The organism is Kineosporia corallincola (assembly GCF_018499875.1).
GTDB lineage: Bacteria > Actinomycetota > Actinomycetes > Actinomycetales > Kineosporiaceae > Kineosporia > Kineosporia corallincola.
Genome location: NZ_JAHBAY010000026.1, coordinates 1 through 18,165, shown reverse-complemented (window position 1 = coordinate 18,165; position 18,165 = coordinate 1). Strand labels below are relative to the sequence as shown.

Here is an 18,165-nt window from a genome sequence, read left to right as displayed (position 1 = left end):
CATGACCTCCGGCACCCGGCGGATCCGTCCGCTCACCCTCGTCCTGATCACCGTGCTGACCGCCCTGGTCACCAGTGCACCCCCGGCGTCGGCCCTCCCCTCCGGGACGACGCCGGGGGACCCCTCCCGGGTCACCGCCGTCCTGGAGACCGAGGGGGAGTGCGTGCGCTCCCCGGCCGCGACGGTGAGCACCCCGTCGGCCGCCGCCCAGGTTCTGCAGCCGGGCCGGGTCTGGGCCCTCACCCGTGGGTCCGGGGTCGTGGTGGCCGTGCTGGACACCGGTTTCGACCGCAGTTCTCCCCAGCTGAAGGAACGCCTCGTGCTCGGACCCAACGAGGTGGGACAGGGGCCCACCTCCACCGACTGTGTCGGTCACGGCACCTTCGTCGCCGGCCTGATCGCGGCCACCGCCAGGACCGGAACCACGGTGGCCGGGATCGCCCCGCAGGCCAGGGTCTACGGCATCAAGGTGACCGACGACGTCGGCGCCACCGCTCCCGACGTCATCGCCCGGGGCATCCGGGACGCCCTGCGCAAGGGGGCGCGGATCATCGACGTGTCGGTGGTGTCGTCCAGGTCCAGTGCCAAGCTCAAGAAGGCCGTGGCCGAGGCCGTCGAGGCCGGCGCGATCGTGATCGCCCCGGCCTCCGCGGACGACCAGAGCCTCCAGGACCCGGTCTACCCGGCGGCCCTGGACGACGTCCTCGCTGTGGGCGACTCGATGGCCGGCAGCACCGGCACGGCCTCCGCCGTCAAGGCCGACCTGACCGCCCCCGGGCAGGCGGTGCTCAGCACCTGCCCGGGTGGGGTCTGTGTCGGCACCGGTGCTGCCTATGCCGCCGCCCTGGTGGCGGGAACAGCCGCGCTGATGGACGCCTACCACCCCGGGCTCAGCCGGGAGCAGCGGCTGGCCCGGCTGACCGGCACCGCCTACCCGGTGGAGGCCGGCGAGTCCACGCAGGCCGCCTACGGCGTGATCGACCCGTTCGCCGCGGTCTCGGCGGTCCTCCCGGCCGAGATCGGCGCCGCCCCCGTCGTCGTGGCGGCACCCGCCACGGTGGCGCCGATGGCGCCGCGCGGGGCGGCCCCGGCCGTGAGCACCGCCCTGATCGAGGCCCTCACCTGCCTGGCACTGCTGGCCCTGGCCCTGGCCGCCGTGGTGGTGGGCCGCGCTCTGCGGGCCAGACGGCGGGAGACACGGGCCCGGCGGGCGCAGGAACGCCAGGCCCGTGACCAGACCGCGATGGACGCCGGAAGTATCGGTACCCCAGAGGTTTCCGCATCCGTCGGCGACGCCGTCCTGCCGACCGGGAGGGCCTGACATGCGTGCCCCCCGACGTCCCCGCCTGTCCTGGGCCCCGGCCTCGGCCCGGAACCAGGATGGCGACGCCCTCGCCCCTCCGCCCGCTCCCGGCGATTCGCCACCGCACCACGAGGACGCCCCGGGTGACTGGGTGTGGACCAGGGTCACGCTGTCGGGCGGCATCGTGGTGGAGCGCTGCGGCGACTGCCTGGTGGTGCTCACCCGTGCCCCCGGCGAGGAAGGGCTGCGGCAGCTGGCCCAATCGCTGCCGCCGGACCCCCGTGCCCTCACCGTGCTCGTCGCCGGCGTCACTCCGCAGATGCTCAGAACGCTGGTCTGGAGCCTGGAGGGGGCGGTGAACCGTCCCGGTGGTGACCGTTACGACGAGGTCCGGCTGATCGAGCCCTCCACCGCCCTGCAGCAGGACGCGGCACGCGACCCGGTGCTGTCCGGGCTGGCGGCGCAGCTGGGCGCACCGGTCGTGGTGCCCTCCGGGACGGTTCTGCGGGTCCCCGGCGGCACCCTGTTTCCGGTCGCCCGTGGCCGGGGCCCTGGTCACGCCGGTGGTCAGGCCGGTGGTCCGGCCGGTAGCGAGGCCGGTACCTGGCACCGCTACCTTCCGGGTGGTCCGGGACCGGAATCGCTGGGACCCTGGCACTTCGGTGCGCACTGGCGCGCCGATCTCGCCCGGGTACCGCTGGACGCCGAGCCCGGTCTGCGGGCCCTGCCCGTGCCGGCAGGACTGGCCCTGCTGCCCCACGAGCTGTCCGTGCTCCCCGGAGCGGCCGCCGATCTGCTCTACAGCATCCCGGTCGACGAGGCGGTGCCCCTGATCATCGTGACCGGGACGCCGGGCGGCGCCGTCCCGGTGCAACGGGTGGCCGGATTCCTCGGCCGTCTGCCCGACGACCTGCGCGGCCGGGTGCGGCTGGGACCCTACGGTCCCGGCGCCGGCGGTGCTCAGGTCCAGCACTGGGCGCAGGCCGTGGCCGACACCCTGCGCGCTCCCGTCACCAGCCTGACCGGCACACCGCTGCTGATCGAGGACGAGATCCGGGTCAGCGTCCTGCGCGAGGCCTCCCCGGGCGCTCCGGGGCCGGTTGAGGTGGCCTGGCAGCCGATCGCCACGGCCCTGACGTACCGGCCGCGAAGCGACGCCGAGGCGCTGCCGCCCGTGGTCGCCCAGTGGCGCCCGGCCGTGGACGACGTCGCCGAGATCTCCCAGCGGGTCTACCCTCTCGACGACACCTGGGTCGTCGAGGTCCTGGCCTGCGGTTTGTGGTTGCGGCGTTCCGACGCCGCCGACGTCCCGATGATCCGTCACACGCCCTTCGACCCGGTGGGCGGTCCCGTCCTGGTGGTCGGCTGCCCGGCGGAGAACGTCCCCGGTGAGGCCTGGGAGCACGCCGGCCTGCTGCTGGAGCGGATCGCCGCACTCAGCGGGGTGCGGGCCCTGGTCCGGGTCCTGGCCACCTCGACGACGCTCATGCCGTCCCCGGTCATGAAGGAGATCCCCGATGAGGCCTGGGCGTACGCGCAGGTCGACGCGGCGGACGACGCGGCGGCGGACGATGCGGGGCAGGACTACGCGGGGCAGGACTACGCGGGGCAGGACTACGCGGGGCAGGACTACGCGGGGCAGGACGATGCTTGGCAGAACCCCCTGTGGCAGAACGACATCTGGCAGGACACCGTCGAAGTCGCCGACACCGCTGACGCCACTGATGTCCGGGAAGCGACGGTGGAGCCCGAGGTGATGCCGGAGGAGACCGGTCTGGCCGGCCGGATCGAGCCGGGCCGGGTGCCGGTGGCCGGCGAGGCGAACGAGGCCGCACTGGGACGGCAGCAGGCAGCAGCGTCGTGGCTCGACATCGTGGAGCAGGCAGCCAAGGACGCCCAGCGCGCCAGGGACGCCGAGCGCGCCGGAGACGCCCGGAGTTCCCGGGACGTCTGGGCGCGCCCCACGCCGGCCGATGCTGAAGAAGCGCGTGAGGACACGGTCTGGGAGACGGCGATCCGGGCCGAGGCGATCCGGGCGGAGGCGGCACGCCGGGAGGCTGCCCGCCTGAAAGCGGCTCAGGAGACGGGCCAGTTCGCCTCGTCCGGCGTCCAGACGCCGGAGGAGGAGACGGCCGGGGAAGAGACGCCCGGCGTACAGGAACCAGCGGCCCGCTCGCCGTGGGCGGACTTCTCGTGGGCCCGGCCCGAGGACCTGAGCCCGTCGGTACCGGCCGCCTCCCCGGAGCCGATCGACGCCGCCGACGTCTTCGGCGAGCCGAACATCCCGGAGATCCCGGCAGGGCCGATGGTGCCGACGACGTCGGCCGGCTCCACCACGTCCCGCCCGCTGACACCGGGGCGGCGACTGAACACCGGCAAGGCCGGTATGCCCCAGGAGACCTTCTCCCTGGGGGAAGCACCCCGGGCCACACCCCCGGTGAGGGCGCCGGAGCCGGCCACTCCACGCCCGGCCCCGGCCCGGGGGAGCGGCTCGCCCACCGGCGTCCCTCGCTCTCCCGCGGTCACCCCGCCGGATGCGGTGACCGGTGGCTCCCGGACTCCGGGTACGCGCAGGCCGGATCCGGTCACGGGCGTTCCCCGTTCCCCGGGTGCTCCCGAGCCGGGTACCGCCACCGGTGCCCCCCGCTCACCGGAAACGGTTCAGCCGGATGCCGCTACCGACGTCCCACATTCATCGAAAGGCTCTGATTCGGGACAGGTTCGGAGTGCTCGTCCCGCTCCGGGCCGGCCCGGGCCGGATGCGGTGACCGGCATCCCCGGTTCCCCGGGGGCGACCCGGCCGGACCCGGTTGCCGCCGTCCCGGATTCCCCTGTCGCCGGTTCGGGGCCGGCCACCCCGGATCCGGTACCGGCACGGCCCGTCGCAGGGACGGACAACAGGCGCTTCCCCCGGCCGGAGCCCGCACCCGCACCTGAGCCCGCCCACGCGCCGGAGCCTGCGCCTACGCCGGAGCCCGCACCCGCGCCGCACACCGGCACGGAGCAGAAGCAACGGCTGTTCCTGATGCCGGAACCGGGACAGTCCGTTCTGGGCGACGTGCAGGGCAGCACGCAGGAGCAGCGGGCGGCGTTCAAGTCGGCCGCCGGCACCTGGTACTCCTCGCACCTGGCGGTGGTCAACGCGCTGCTGGCCAAGGTGCCGTCGCTGCGCTCGGCCGACCCGGAGGCGGCCAAGACCGACCTGCTGGCCGTGCGGGCGTACCTGAGCGCGGGTGCCTCGCCGCTGGATCGGGTGGCGGTGAACGCCGCGCTGCGCGGTGCGGGGGAGCAGCCGGCTCTCCAGCACGCCGCGTGCCTGGTCTCTGGCTTGCGCCGGCTGCCGCGGCATCTGGGGATGGTGCGCTTCGCCGCGGACGTCCCTGAGGAGGCGGTCGAGGCCTACCGTCCCGGCGCCCGGCTCAGCGAGCCGGCGATCGTCGAGGCGGTGTCCTCGGGGCGTCCCCTCGAGGGCGGTGTCGAGTTCGTCATCTGGTCCAGCACCGGGCGGCGGGTCAACGACCTGGCCGACGTCCTGCCCTCCGACGAGGTGCTCTTCCTGCCGGGCACGTCGTTCGTCGTGCTGGAGCGCCGCCCCGGCACCCCGGGGACGGACGGTGTCACCCGGATCCTGCTGCGCGATGCGCAGGACGGTGCCCGGCCGGGCACCGACCCTCAGGCGGCTGCGGCGGCGTCGGCCAAGCGGGACGACATCGCGAAGGACCGGCTGGAGCGGGCTCTCGCCCAGCGACTGCCCGCCGCGCCGCCCTCGCCGCAGGGCGAACGCTTCCGGTTCCCGATCGGCCTGCGCCGCATGTGATCCACACGAAAGAGCCCGCCCCGGAATCTTTCCGGGGCGGGCTCTTTCGTGTGGTGCCCGTCAGTTCCTGTCAGTGGCCCGCGTTCGCCCGGTCCGGCACCATGGCGGTCTGGATCTGGACCGAACCGCGCCGGGTGATGTGCAGGGCCCGGCCCGGCGGCAGCACCCGCGGCTTCACGTTCCCGATGAAGGCTCCCTCGCTGGGCGGCGTGGACAGCATCACCGTGGGGGTGTTCGTCTCCATCAAGCGCCGCATCAGCGGGTCGCTCAGGCCCCGGGACAGGCCGTTGGCACTGCGGGCCACGATCATGTGCAGCCCGAGTTCGGTGCCCTGGGCCAGGAACGGCAGCAGCGGGCCGAACGGGTTGTCGCCCAGGCCGCCGGAGATCAGCTCCAGGTCGTCGACGATGAAGAACATCTGCGGGCCCTTCCACCAGTCCCGCTTGCGCAGCCGGTCGGGGGTGATGTCCGGGCCGGGCACCCGGGTCTGCACGGCCCGGGCGGTTCCGCCGACGATCTCCTTGACCACGTCGGTCGAGACCGCGTAGGCCAGCCGGTGGGCGTCGGACACCGATTCGTACAGCTCCCGGCGGGTGTCCACCAGGGCGATCCGGGCCTGGGACGGGTCGTACCGCTGGGCGATCGCGCCGGCCACCAGCCTCAGCAGGTTGGTCTTGCCGGACTCGACGTCACCGACCACCAGCAGGTGCGGGTTCTGCTCGAAGTCGTGCCAGAACGGCAGCAACTCGTTCTCCTCGATGCCCAGCGGCATCCGCAGGTCGCCGTCCGGCGCCGGCAGGTCGCTCGCCTCGTACACCGCCGGCAGCATGCGCACCGGCGGTGCCAGCGGGCCGGTCCACCAGTCCTTGATGTCCTCCACCAGGGCGGTGACGCCGGCGCCGAGGTCGTCGGTGCTGCCCCGGCCGTCGATCCGCGGCAGTGCCGTCATGAAATGCAGCTGCTCGTCGGTGATTCCGGCACCTGGGCGCTTGGGCACCGTGCGGGCGGCCCGCATGTTGATCAGCGAGTCGATCGGGTCACCCAGGCGCAGCTCGAACCGGGTGCCCAGCTGGTCGCGCAGCGCGGTGCCGATCTCGCTCCAGCGGGTCGCGGCGATCACCAGGTGCACCCCGTAGTTCAGGCCGCGGTTGGCGATCAGGGTGAAGGTCTGGACCAGGTCCGGGAACTCCTGGCGGATCGTGTTCCAGCCGTCGACCACCAGGAACACGTCACCGTGCGGGTCCTCCACCCGGCCCTCGGCCCGCAGCCGCCGGAAGTCCGTGATCGAGGCGATGCCCTGCTGGGCGAAAAGGTGCTCGCGGCGGGCGATCAGCTGGGTGATCTCCTTGACGGTGCGCTGGATCCGCTCCAGGTCGTGCCGGCCGGTCACACCGCCCAGATGCGGCAGGCCGGTCAGTGAGGTCAGCGACCCACCACCGAAGTCCAGGCAGTAGAACTGCACCTCCTGCGGCGAGTGGGTCAGGCTCAGGCCCGCGATCAGAGTGCGCAGCATGGTGCTCTTGCCGCTCTGCGGGCCACCCGCGATGCCGACGTGGCCGCCCTGGCCCGACAGGTTTGCCGTCAGCAGGTCGCGCACCTGCTCGTACGGGCGGTCGATCAGGCCCACCGGCACCGTGAGCCGTTGCCGGCCGGGCGCTTCCAGCGTGGTCAGGCCGCGCTCGGGATCCGGTGCCAGCGGCGGGAGCAGTTCGTCCAGCGAGGGCGGGACGGTCAGCGGAGGCAGCCACACCTGGTGCGCGGGCGGACCGGAGTCCTTGAGGCGCGACACCGCCACCTCGAGCAGGCTCTGCGTGTCGGGGTCGGTGGCGGGATCGGGCTGCGGCTCCTCGATCTGCGGTTCCTCCACCGGCGCCTGATAGTCCGTGCCGTAGACCACCATCCGGGCCGCGACCACCGCGGCCGCCACCCGCTCCCGCACCCGGTAGGCGCCGGACACGTACGCGGCCCGGAAACGGGTCAGGGTGGTGACGTCGGTGCGGATGAAGCCGTTGCCCGGCTGAGAGGGCAGCTGGTAGGCGTCCGGGACACCCAGCACGCCGCGGCTCTCCATCGCCGAGAACGTCCGCAGGCCGATCCGGTACGACAGGTGCGACTCCAGCTGGTTGGTGCGCCCCTCGTCCAGGCGCTGCGAGGCCAGCAGCAGGTGCACGCCGAGGCTGCGGCCCAGCCGGCCGATCATCACGAAGACGTCCATGAACTCCCGGTGCGCGGCGAGCAGTTCGCTGAACTCGTCGACCACCAGGAACAGGCTGGGTAGCGGCGCCAGCGGCGCGCCCTGGGATCGGGCCGTCTCGTAATCCAGCACGGAGCTGTAGTTCCCGGCCGCGCGCAGAAGTTCCTGCCGGCGCATCAGCTCACCCTGCAGCGAGTCCTTCATGCGGCCGACCAGTGAGGCCTCGTCGGCCAGGTTGGTGATCACCGCCGAGGTGTGCGGCAGCTGGTCCAGCCCCAGGAAGGTAGCACCGCCCTTGAAGTCGACCAGGACGAAGTTGAGGGTCTCGGAGGAGTGTGTCAGCGCCAGCGCCAGCACGAGAGTGCGCAGCAGCTCAGACTTCCCGGAACCGGTGGCCCCGATCAGCAGACCGTGCGGGCCCATGCCGCCCTGCGCGGCCTCCTTGATGTCCAGCTCCATCGGCATGCCGTCGGCGGTGATCGCCAGTGGCACCTTCAGCCGCCGGCCGGTGCGCTGCCAGCGTTCCCACAGCTCGTTCACGTCCAGGCTGTGCAGGTCGCTGATGCCGAGCATGGTGCTCAGCTCGATCTCGTTGGCCAGCGGCTCACTGGACTCCGCCGACGTGCTGATCCGGTGCGGGGCCAGCTGCCGGGCCAGGGCCGTGGCCGGCCCGAGCTCCATGGCGTCGGGAACGCCCAGAGGGGTGGTCTTCTCGTTGCCGCTCGGGTCCGCGTCCACCATGTCCAGCGCCGTCGGCGTCACCCGCAGCACCAGCGCACGGCGCGGCGCCCGTTCCGCGGTCTGGGACAGGTCGATCAGCACGGCGTTGCGGTAGCCACGGGTGATCAGCCGATCGCCCTTCGGCACCGGGTCCGCGCCGTCGTACACCACCACCGTGTAGGGCTCGTCCGCGGTCGGGGGGACGTCCGCGTCGAAGTTGGCGCGCCCGGCGAACTCCGGGCCCAGCAGATGCTCCAGCCGGCCGATCCCCGTGGTCATCAGCCGGACCGGGCCGGCCGCATCGCTCTCGTGCGGGTGCAGGGCGTGCGGCAGCCACTTGGTCCAGGTCCACTCGCCCTGGCGCTCGGCCGGGGCCACCACGACGATCCGCAGGTCGTCCGGCGAGTGGAACACCGCCAGCTGCAGCAGCAGCGCCCGGGTCAGGGCCCGCCCCGCGACCAGGTCGTCCTGGTCCTCGCAGCGCAGCACCACCCGTGGATAGGCACGCAGGTAGGCCGCGATCGGCTGGTCGCCGACGGTGGAGTAGGCGTGGATGAACCGCCGCAGGGCATGTGCGCTGAGCGGCTCCAGGTCCTCGACCGGTTTGGTCTGGATCGGGGCCAGGGTCAGGCCCAGACGCTGCGGGCCCCGGCCGATCCGGGCCTCGCTGAAGTCCGGGTGGCTGGGCCGCCGCTCCCACAGCCGCGAGGTGGCCGCCACCGAGGCCAGCGACACCGTGTCGGGGTGCCGCCAGGCCTGGGCCTGGCGCTGCTGGTCGATGGCCTTGCGCACCCGGCGGCGCGTACGCGACAGGTAACGCAGGTAGTCGCGGCGCTCGTCGGCCATCTTGCGCTTGCGGTCCGAGGCTCCGCGCAGCAGCTGCACGAAGACCATCGAGATCGCCGACACGGCCATCAGGCCCAGCGCCAGATAGACCAGCGGCCCACTCTGACCAGGGCGGATGAAGATCAGTACCATGCCCATCGAGCCCATCGCCGTGGGCGCGTAGTAAATCATCGAGGACATGCCGTTGTTCGGCTCCGGCAGCACCGGGGGCTCCTGCAGCTGCAGTTCCCCGTTCGGCATCTCCGGTCCGGGGCGGCGCGGCGGGCGCTTGAAAAGGACGACGCTCAAGGGAAAGAGCCTTTCTCGTGTCAGGCCGCACGCTCGGGGGGAGAGGCAGTCTGTTGCCCGCATTGTGGCCGCTGTCCTGCGCCGGTTCACAACGGCGGTCCGTCAGCCTGCCCCGGAAGGTGGCCTTGGCCGTAAGGAGAGGCAGAGCAGCCGGTACGCCCGGCCGGTGCCGCCGAGCCCGTGTCACGCTGACGTGAACCATTCAGAGAGGCCCCTTTTCAAATATCCGTGAGCGGAGGGCCCAAGCCCGGAACACGGAGGCCGACCTTGACCGTCACGAGTCCGTCCATGGCGGAGGTCCCGGCCGTCGGCGGCGGGGCACTGGCCGGCCTGTGCAGGCTCACGATCCGTGGCCCCGGGCGCAGTTTCGACCTGGCCATCCCCACCGACATCCAGCTCGCCGACCTGATGTCCACGATCGTCGGCTACGCCGGTGACGATCTGGACGAGGCCGGGCTCGGGCACGGTGGATGGGTGCTGCAACGCCTGGGTGCCGAACCGCTCTCGCCCACCGCGACGGCAGGCGAACTGGAACTGCACGACGGCGAGGTGCTCTACCTCCGCCCCTTCCGCGACGCGCTGCCGGCCGTCCACTTCGACGACCTCGTGCACGGCGTCATGGACACCCTCACCGCCCGCGGCGACACCTGGCGCCCGGAACTCAGCCGCCGCCTGCTGATCGGCGTCCTGTCCGCGGCGCTGATCCTCGGCGCCGGCGGGCTGCTCCTGGCCGCGCCCCGGCTCGCCACCGCGATCAACGGCGCGGTGATCGCCGTCGTCCTGCTCGGCGCCGCCGCGGCTGCGGCCCGCGCCTACGGCGACACCGCCCTGGCGCGCGTGCTGACCTGTGCCGCAACCGGTTACGCCGTTCTCGCTGCGGCGGTGCTGCCGTCCGGGGCGGGCCTGGCCGAGAACCACGCCCGGCTCCTGGCCGCCGGCATCGCCGCCGCGGCCGCCGCAGCCGTCGGGTTCGCGGCCACCGGCGAGGGCGCGGCCCTGTACCTCGGTATCGGTACCGCCGGCCTGATGACCGCCCTGGCCGGTGCCCTCATCGACGTGACCTACGAGCACACCGCCGCCATCATCGGCGCGGTCGCCGTCCTCCTAATGATTTTCGTTCCCGGATGGGCCTTCTGGCTGTCCGGGCTGCGCCTGCCCCCACTGCCGTCCAACGCCGAGCAGCTGCAGGAAGGCATCGACGCCCACCCGAGCGAGATCGTGATCAGCCGCTCGGCCGTCGCCGACCGGTTCCTCAACGGCCTGTGCATCGCCGTCGGCACCGTCTACGCGGTCACCGTGGTGACGCTCGCGCTCACCGCCACCGGCATCTCCGGGCTGATCCTGGCCTGGGTCCTGAGCGGCCTGGCCGTACTGCACGGACGCACCCTCGGCGGCACCTGGCAGCGCCTGGCCGTGGTCGTCCCCGGGGTGGCCGGGATCGGCACACTGATCGGCCGGTACATCCTCACCTCCGAGGGGCCCGGACCGCTCGTGACCGTCAACCTGCTGTGGATGCTGGCGCTCGGACTGGCCGTCGCCTCCCGCACGATCCCCGGCCGCCGGATGGTCCCGCACTGGGCCCGCGCCGGCGAGGTCACGCACAGCGTCCTGGCCGTCAGCCTGCTGCCGTTGCTGCTGGCCTGCCTGGGCCTGTTCACCTTCCTGCGCGGCATCGGCGGCTGATCATGCAGTCACGCAAGGACCAGGTCCAGGCCCACATGTTCGTCATGGGCCGGCTCACCTCCGGGGTGCTGCGGCTGGAGCCCGACGGCCTCGACCAGCCGGTCTCCCGCACCGGCCGGGGAGCGCTCGGCGGCATCCTGGTGGCGGTGCTGGCCTGCCTCGTCGTCGTCCTGTTCGCCTTCATCGTGCCGGGCGGCAACACGGCGTGGAAGACCAGCGGAACCCTGGTCGTGGTCAAGGACACCGGCGCCCGCTACCTCTCCGTCGACGGTGTCCTGCACCCGGTCCTGAACCTGGCGTCGGCGAAACTGCTCGCCGGAGACAACCTCACGGTGTCGTCGATGTCGGCCAAGTCGCTGAAGGACGCGCCCCGGGGCGCCCAGATCGGCCTCATCGGCGCCCCCGACTCCCTGCCCGCGACCGACGCCCTCGACGAGGAGGTGTGGGCCGCCTGCGCCACCCGGGCGACCCAGGCGACCGGAACCGTCGACGCCGGCCTGGCGCTGGCGCTCGGCGGCGCCTCGGCAGGCTCCGCGCTCAGCACCTCCGAGGCCGTCGCCGTGGCCGGGCCGGACGGGGCGGACTACCTGCTCTGGAACGGTCAGAGGCTGCGGGTGGACGGGTCCAACGACGTGCTCCAGGCGATCGGGGCCGGAGCCACGGCACTGCCGCCGGTGACCGCGGCCTTCCTCGACGTCGTCCCGGCCGGCCCCGACCTCGCCGTGCCGGCCACGGTGAAGGCCGGTCAGCCCGGTCCGTCCCTGGCCGGGCAGGACACCCGGCTCGGTCAGCTGTTCGCCGACAGCGGGAGCAACCGCTACCTGCTCACGCAGCAAGGACTGGTGCCCCTCACCCCGACGCTGTTCCAGCTGTACCAGGCCGATCCGCGCACCCAGGCCAAGGCCTACGACGGCAAGGCCATCACCGTGCGGCAACTGGGCCCCAGCGACCTCAACGGTCACCTGGCGCCCGCCTCGGCCGGCGCCGCCCTGACACACGACAACCAGCTGCCGGTGAGTATGCCTTCTCTGGTGCACCTCTCCGACTCCCAGGCGGTCTGCGAGCAGGTCCGCTCCGGCGACAGCACCGGCACGACGGTACTGGCCGACACCGGCGCCGTCACCGGGCAGGCACCGCAGTCCTCGGCCGGGATCACGGCCAGTTGCCTTCCGGCGCAGACGGTCCTGGTCGAGCCCGGCCACGGCGCCCTGGTGGCGGCCACTCTCTCCGGAGGCGGCACCGGATCCTCCTACTACGTCGTCACCGACGGCGGCGTGAAATATCCGGTCCCCTCTTCAGACGCACTGACGGCCCTCGGTTACGGCGACGTCACCGCCTCCGCGATCCCCGTGACCTGGCTGAACCTGCTGCCCACCGGCCCGTCGCTCGACCCGGCCACGGTGTCGGCCGACAGCACGGTGCGCCAGAGCCCGGCGACCACGCCGGGCTGCGGCCAGACCGCTTCCCCCACCGTCCTTCCCGGTGCTTCCGGAGCCAGTCCCGTTGACAATCAGCAGGATCCGAACGCCGCTACATCCGGTGGCGACGCCCGGACGGCGGGTGAACCAGCGCAGGGTCAGGCTGCACAGGCAGGCGGGGCTACCCGAACAAACGGACAGACTCCTGCGCCGGACGGTTCCGGCCAGGGGAAGAATCCGTAACGTCCCTGCTGAAGATAACGATGTTCGTGCCTCCGGAAGAGGGGGACCACGACCGCCCGAGCGAGGAGTAATCCCATGGCCAACGTGGCACAGAACTTTCAGTCGACGGATGCCGGCCTGCGCGCTCTCAATCTGGCGCTGACCGAGCAGATCGACAACATGAAGAAGGCCGACACGGCGATCGAGCACCTGGTCAGCCAGATCAATGCGAACTTCCAGGCGTCCGCCTGCACCACCTGGGTGCAGAAGATCGACCAGTGGCACGAGAACTACCGCAAGGTCACCTCCGAGGTGCAGATGCTCACCGACAACCTGCAGCTCGCCGCCAACGCCGTGAACAGCGCCCATGACGACGCGGTCTCGATGGCCGGTGGCGTCGACGTGAGCCCGGCCGGCGGCCTGGTCTACAGCACGCTCACCAACGGCTGACTTCGACCGCCCCAAGTACTTTCACCGCTCAGGAGGAATCAGGCATGGCCGACATCGCCATGAACAACCCCGGTCTCGACATGGACCTGGACGAGCTCAACAAGCAGGGCAGCGACATGTCCGAGGCGATCACCAACTTCACCTCGATCGTGCAGCACAACCTCGAGGACTTCAAGGGTCTCTCGGCCGGTCAGATGACCGACACCACGAACAACCTCAACAATCAGGCGGCCAGCATGGTCAACCTGCTGCGGGACGCCGGTATCGCCCTCGAGCAGATGATCGCCGCGATCAACAACGGAGACCGCACCGGCTCGAACATCATCCTCGGCTGAAAGTCGTCACGGCGCAGACGGTCACAACGGAAGGCGGTGAAACACTGTGAGCGGTGATGCACTCGCGGCCGGCGGAATTGTCAAGATCGACACCGACCTGCTCAGGGACTTCGCCTCGATGAACCTTCAGGCGTTTCTCGACGACGTCAAGGCCAGCCCGGCCGTGAAGCATCTGATGCTCTTCGCGGAGGGCGGGGCCGGTGGCGAGTCGCCCAACGGCGCCTACAACCAGGTGCTCGCGGGCAACGTGGAAAAGGGCAGTCTGGCCAGTGCGAAGAAGCTTCAGGCCGACTTCCAGAAGTTCGCCGGCCTGGTCAACGACGGCGTGGTGAATCTGCACGACCTGGCCATCCAGATGCAGACCGACCTCAACATGGTCTCCACGGTGCTCGAGAGTTCTTCCGACGAGGCTGAACTCACAGCCGCCGAGATGAGCGAGGACCTGTCCAACCTGGGGTACGGGTCCAGCAGCGGCTCGTCCACCGGTAGTACCGGAAGCACGGGTACCACCGACACCAAGACGACCACCACCAGCGGTACGTAGTCCCGGTCGCACGCCGCTCCCGGCGGTGGTGCGTCAGCGGTAAGGTCCGGCCCGGTCATGAAGTCTGCGTGGCTCCGGGGACGGCGTGACGACGAGGAAAGATCATGCCTCTCAACACCTTCGTGGATGTCCTTCAGGTATTTGCCGGGTCGGGCCAGACCATCGTCACCCCGGACGACGTGGTCGCGGGTGGCAGCGCCAAGACCCCGTGGATCGCCACGGGCGGGTGGGGGGTGAGCCAGGAGAGCGGTCCGGACCGGGCCGCCCTGGTGGGACCGCCCTGGACGTACCGGCACACGCTCGCGTACTGGACCCAGGAGACGCAGACCACCTACACCAAGGGTCCGACCAACATCAATGGCGCGAGCATGACGAAGACCGGCAGCGTCACTTCGACCACGTGGTACCACTACTACATCGGATTCGACCCGAACAAGGCCGCTTTCAATGATCCGGCGGGTGCCTGGCAGCAGTACCTGAACACCCCCGGCGATCTTCTCGCCGACGTCTTCGCGGGCAACGGGAACGACATGACGAGCGCGCCGAGCATGCTCCTGGCGGGTGCCACCGTGAGCCAGGTCGCCGACCTCATGCAGACCTGGTCGCAGAAGTTCACCACGTGGGCCGGGGAACTCAACGTGACGGGCAGCGACTGGAGCGGCACCGCAGCCGGCGTCTTCAAGCACACACTGCAGGGATTCGCCGCCCAGATGCAGGTCATCCACGACCAGGTCACGGCCTCGCACGCCGCCCAGGAGCTGGACGAGGCGAGCGTGGCGCTGAGGACCGCTGCGGGCAAGGTCTTCGACGCGTTCGCTGAATGGGCCAACCAGTTCGCCAACTCGCCCACCTCGGCCCTGTTCGGGGTATGGCACGACGACATCGTGGTTCCGCTGATGGTCGAGGGCACGGCGTGGAAGGTGCCGAGTCCTCAGGAGGCCAAGGCCGGTAAAGCACCGGTCATCAACGTCCCGGGGTACGGCGACCCGTCTCAGCAGGGCTTCTGGGACACCCTCATGCGCAACGCGCAGACCCGGTGGCGCACCTTCGTCACCACGCTGGACCACGCCGCGGTCAAGCCGCTGGCTCCCCTCGACACGGCCTACCAGGACACCTACTCGTCGTTCCCGACGTCCTTCCCCTCTCCTCCCGGCACCAGCAGCGGCTCCTCGACGGGAAGCGGGTCGGGCAGCGACGAGAATCCGGACTGGGACAAGGACGGGGACGGGACGCCGGACGCGCAGGAGAAGCAGGACTCCGACGGGGACGGCACGCCGGACCTGCTGGACGGCACGCCCTATGGCGACGTGGACCTCAACACGGATTCGGGCTCGACGACGAATGCGTGGGACACGAACGACAACGGTGTTCCGGATGCGCAGGAGAAGCAGGACACCGACGGCGACGGAACCCCGGATTTGGAGGACGGTACGCCGTACGGGGATCCGCAGACGACTTCGGGTTCGGGGGGTTCGACGACGAATGCCTGGGACACGAACGACAACGGTGTTCCGGATGCGCAGGAGAAGCAGGACACCGACGGCGACGGAACCCCGGATTTGGAGGACGGTACGCCGTACGGGGATCCGGAGACCAGTTCGGGTTCGGGGGCCGCGACGACAAGTGCCTGGGACACCAACAACAACGGCACGCCGGACGCCCAGGAGACCCAGGACACCGACGGCGACGGAACCCCGGACCTGGAGGACGGCACCCCCTACGGCGACACCACCGCGACCGGCATCACCACCTCGGGATCGGGCTCGGCCGGCGACATCACCGTGCCGATCGGTTCCACGGTCGCCGCCGACGGCACCGTCATCGGCCCGGACGGGCAGGTCGTCACCGACTCCTCCGGTGAGGCCGTCACAGTCGCGGCCGGGTCCACGGTGAATGCTGACGGCACGATCTCCGCGGGAGACGGCAGCACGCTGGTCGCCGGCCAGCTCAACCAGGGCCTGGTCAGCGCCATGCGGGTCAGTGGGGCCATATCCACCGGCACCGGTACCGACGAGGAGGCGGGCACCGGCGTCGAGGAGGTGCTGGACGCCGAGGGCAACCCGGTGCTGGACGAAAACGGCCAGACCATCACCGTTCCCGAGGGTTCGGTGATCAACGGTGACGGCACGATCAGCATCCCGGACGGCACCCTCGTCACCGACTCCAGCGGCCAGGCCGTCACCGTGCCGGACGGCTCCGTCCTGGAGGCGACCAGCACCATCACCGGTCCGGACGGCCAGACCGTCACGGACGCGGACGGCAACCCGATCACGGTGCCCGACAGCGCCACCATCAATGCCGACGGCACGCTCACCAGCGCGGGCGGCACCACGCTGACCGACTCCTCGGGCAACGCCGTCACCGTGCCTGAGGGCTCCACCCTGACCTCGGCCGTGGTCGGGTCGGGTGGCGGCTCCGAGCAGGTGCTCAGCGCCACCGGCAGCACGGTGACCGACAGCAGCGGCCAGGCGATCACGGTGCCGGAAGGCTCGACAATCAACTCCGACGGCACGATCACCGGGCCGGACGGTTCGCTGGTCACCGACTCCAGTGGCCAGGCCGTCACCGTCCCCGACGGCTCCACGCTCGAGCCGACCACGTCGATCACCTCGGATTCAGGTCAGATCGTCACGGACGACAGCGGCAACCCGGTCAGCGTGGCCGACATCTCCACCATCGCTGCCGACGGCTCGGTCCTGTCCGCCGACGGCAGCGCCGTGACGGGAGCGGACGGCCAGACGGTCACGGTGCCCGACGGATCGAACCTCACCACCGACATCACCTCCACATCCGGCAGTTCCACCGGCACCGCGACCGGTGTCGGTACCGGCACGGCGGGTGTCGACACCTCCACCTTCCAGGCACTGACCAGCGGGAACCTGCCCACGTCACTGACCGCCGCCGACACGAGCACCACCACCGGCGCCGGGAGCGGGGTCGACACGTCCGCACTGGAGGCCCTGACGAACGCCACGGCGCCCATCACCGGGACGACGAGCAGCAGCGCCAGCGGGGCCGCCACCAGCCTGGGCGACCTCGGATCGACCGGTTCGGGCACGACGCCGTCCGGGAGCTCCTTGCTGGGAACCAGTTTCGCTTCGACACCGCTCACGCCCTCCAGCTCCACGTCGATGACCGGCGCCTCCGGCGGCGCAGGCTCGGCGCTGGGGGATGCCCTCGGCGGTGGTGGCAGTGGCCTGGGCTCCGGTCTGGGGGCGGGACAGGGCACCCGGGCCACGAGTGCAGCCGGTGTGCAGACGACGTCGACCAAGGCGTCCACCCCCGTCGCCGATGCCGCTGACCTGAGGTCCACCGAAATGGCGGCCCAGGAGAGCCAGATGATGAACCGGCTCGCCACCAGCAGCAGCGGCACCGGCACCGGCGAGGGCCAGATGATGCCGCCGATGACCGGTGGGGCAGGAGCCGGCGGCGGCCAGAACCAGCAGGGCAGCCGTAAGACCTGGGTGACCGAGGACGAGGACGTCTGGGGCACCGACACCGCTACCACGTCAGGAGTGCTAGGCCGATGAGTCCCTCGTACGACGACCAGATGTCGCAGATCATGGCCGAGTTCGAACAGCAGCGCGACCAGCTCTTCAAGACCCGCGAGGAGTTCGGCAAGGCCACCGTCTCCGCCACGTCCAAGGATCATCTGGTCGAGGTGACCATGCTGATGTCGGGTCAGGTCAAGGACATCAAGTTCCACCGCACCGACTACGCCTCGATGCCGCCGGCCCAGCTGTCGGCGCTGCTGGTCGAAACCATCAATGCGGCCTTGCAGAAGGGGTCGGCCAAGGCGCAGGAGATGTATCGCAGCCAGACGTCCTTCGGTGCGGATCTGCGGGAGTCGATGATCGGCGGCGACGAGGTCAACGACGTGTTCAAGGACCTGCGCGGTCTTTTCGACATGTTCGAGACCGGTCCGAAGAAGCGGGCGGCGAACGATGAGGACGAGTTCTGATGAGCGATTTCATCGAGCAGCCCGCTGACCTCAAGGCCCGCCTGTCGAAGCTCGACGACGTGAGCGGGTACATCCTGGCTCTGGCCGACAAGCTGGCCCAGATCAACGAACTGAACAAGACCGCGGGAGGCACGGACGACGCCCCCGCCCACGCTTATCACGCCCAGATCGACCAGCCCACGGCCCTGATCGTCGATCTGACGCAGACGCTGGGTGAGGTCTTCGGGGTCAAGGCGGAGGCCAGCAGCGCTGCTGCCGACGTGCTGGACCGCTCCAGCGAGCTGGCCAAGGAGATCGCGGCGAGCGCCGGCACGAGCGAGAAACCCTCCTCCTGAGGAATTTTGATCCTTCCACTCGGGAGCCACGCGCTCCGGAAATTTGATC

11 protein-coding genes are annotated in these 18,165 nt (G+C 71.0%); 10 read left to right on the top strand and 1 reads right to left on the bottom strand.

What is annotated here, in order from left to right; all coding sequences use genetic code 11:
• Nucleotide 1: 1 nt before the first annotated feature.
• Nucleotides 2-1,321, top strand: coding sequence for a S8 family serine peptidase (locus KIH74_RS35245; protein ID WP_214160795.1), 1,320 nt, complete (start codon nucleotides 2-4; stop codon nucleotides 1,319-1,321).
• Between the two features lies 1 nt (nucleotide 1,322).
• A complete protein-coding gene (locus KIH74_RS35240) occupies nucleotides 1,323-5,120 on the top strand; it encodes a hypothetical protein (protein WP_214160794.1) in 3,798 nt (1,265 codons plus the stop codon).
• Between the two features lie 70 nt (nucleotides 5,121-5,190).
• Here the strand turns inward: KIH74_RS35240 and eccCa are convergent, their stop codons facing one another.
• Nucleotides 5,191-9,120 carry a type VII secretion protein EccCa gene (gene eccCa, locus KIH74_RS35235; protein WP_214160802.1) on the bottom strand — a complete coding sequence of 1,310 codons (3,930 nt, stop codon included), beginning with the start codon at nucleotides 9,118-9,120 and terminating at the stop codon, nucleotides 5,191-5,193.
• A gap of 336 nt (nucleotides 9,121-9,456) precedes the next feature.
• Here eccCa and eccD point away from each other — a divergent pair, with 336 nt between their 5' ends.
• The 8 genes from eccD to KIH74_RS35195 all read left to right on the top strand — a co-directional run bounded on the left by eccD (nucleotide 9,457) and on the right by KIH74_RS35195 (nucleotide 18,116).
• Nucleotides 9,457-10,851 (top strand): type VII secretion integral membrane protein EccD, encoded by a 1,395-nt coding sequence (gene eccD / locus KIH74_RS35230; RefSeq protein WP_214160793.1) that lies wholly within the window; start codon nucleotides 9,457-9,459, stop codon nucleotides 10,849-10,851.
• Between the two features lie 2 nt (nucleotides 10,852-10,853).
• The gene (gene eccB, locus KIH74_RS35225; RefSeq protein WP_214160792.1) at nucleotides 10,854-12,512 is read left to right on the top strand and encodes a type VII secretion protein EccB; all 1,659 of its coding nucleotides are present in this window, start codon (nucleotides 10,854-10,856) and stop codon (nucleotides 12,510-12,512) included.
• Nucleotides 12,513-12,587: 75 nt separating this feature from the next.
• Nucleotides 12,588-12,941: a hypothetical protein gene (locus tag KIH74_RS35220; protein ID WP_214160791.1), complete on the top strand. Its 354-nt coding sequence runs from the start codon at nucleotides 12,588-12,590 to the stop codon at nucleotides 12,939-12,941.
• A 44-nt stretch (nucleotides 12,942-12,985) separates the two neighbouring features.
• The gene (locus KIH74_RS35215; protein ID WP_214160790.1) at nucleotides 12,986-13,276 is read left to right on the top strand and encodes a hypothetical protein; all 291 of its coding nucleotides are present in this window, start codon (nucleotides 12,986-12,988) and stop codon (nucleotides 13,274-13,276) included.
• Between the two features lie 46 nt (nucleotides 13,277-13,322).
• A complete protein-coding gene (locus KIH74_RS35210; protein ID WP_214160789.1) occupies nucleotides 13,323-13,820 on the top strand; it encodes a hypothetical protein in 498 nt (165 codons plus the stop codon).
• Between the two features lie 104 nt (nucleotides 13,821-13,924).
• Nucleotides 13,925-17,350, top strand: coding sequence for a hypothetical protein (locus KIH74_RS35205; RefSeq protein ID WP_214160788.1), 3,426 nt, complete (start codon nucleotides 13,925-13,927; stop codon nucleotides 17,348-17,350).
• Nucleotides 17,347-17,781 (top strand): YbaB/EbfC family nucleoid-associated protein, encoded by a 435-nt coding sequence (locus KIH74_RS35200; RefSeq protein ID WP_214160787.1) that lies wholly within the window; start codon nucleotides 17,347-17,349, stop codon nucleotides 17,779-17,781. Before KIH74_RS35205 ends, KIH74_RS35200 begins: the two co-directional genes overlap by 4 nt.
• Nucleotides 17,781-18,116 carry a hypothetical protein gene (locus tag KIH74_RS35195; protein WP_214160786.1) on the top strand — a complete coding sequence of 112 codons (336 nt, stop codon included), beginning with the start codon at nucleotides 17,781-17,783 and terminating at the stop codon, nucleotides 18,114-18,116. Before KIH74_RS35200 ends, KIH74_RS35195 begins: the two co-directional genes overlap by 1 nt.
• Nucleotides 18,117-18,165 lie beyond the last annotated feature (49 nt).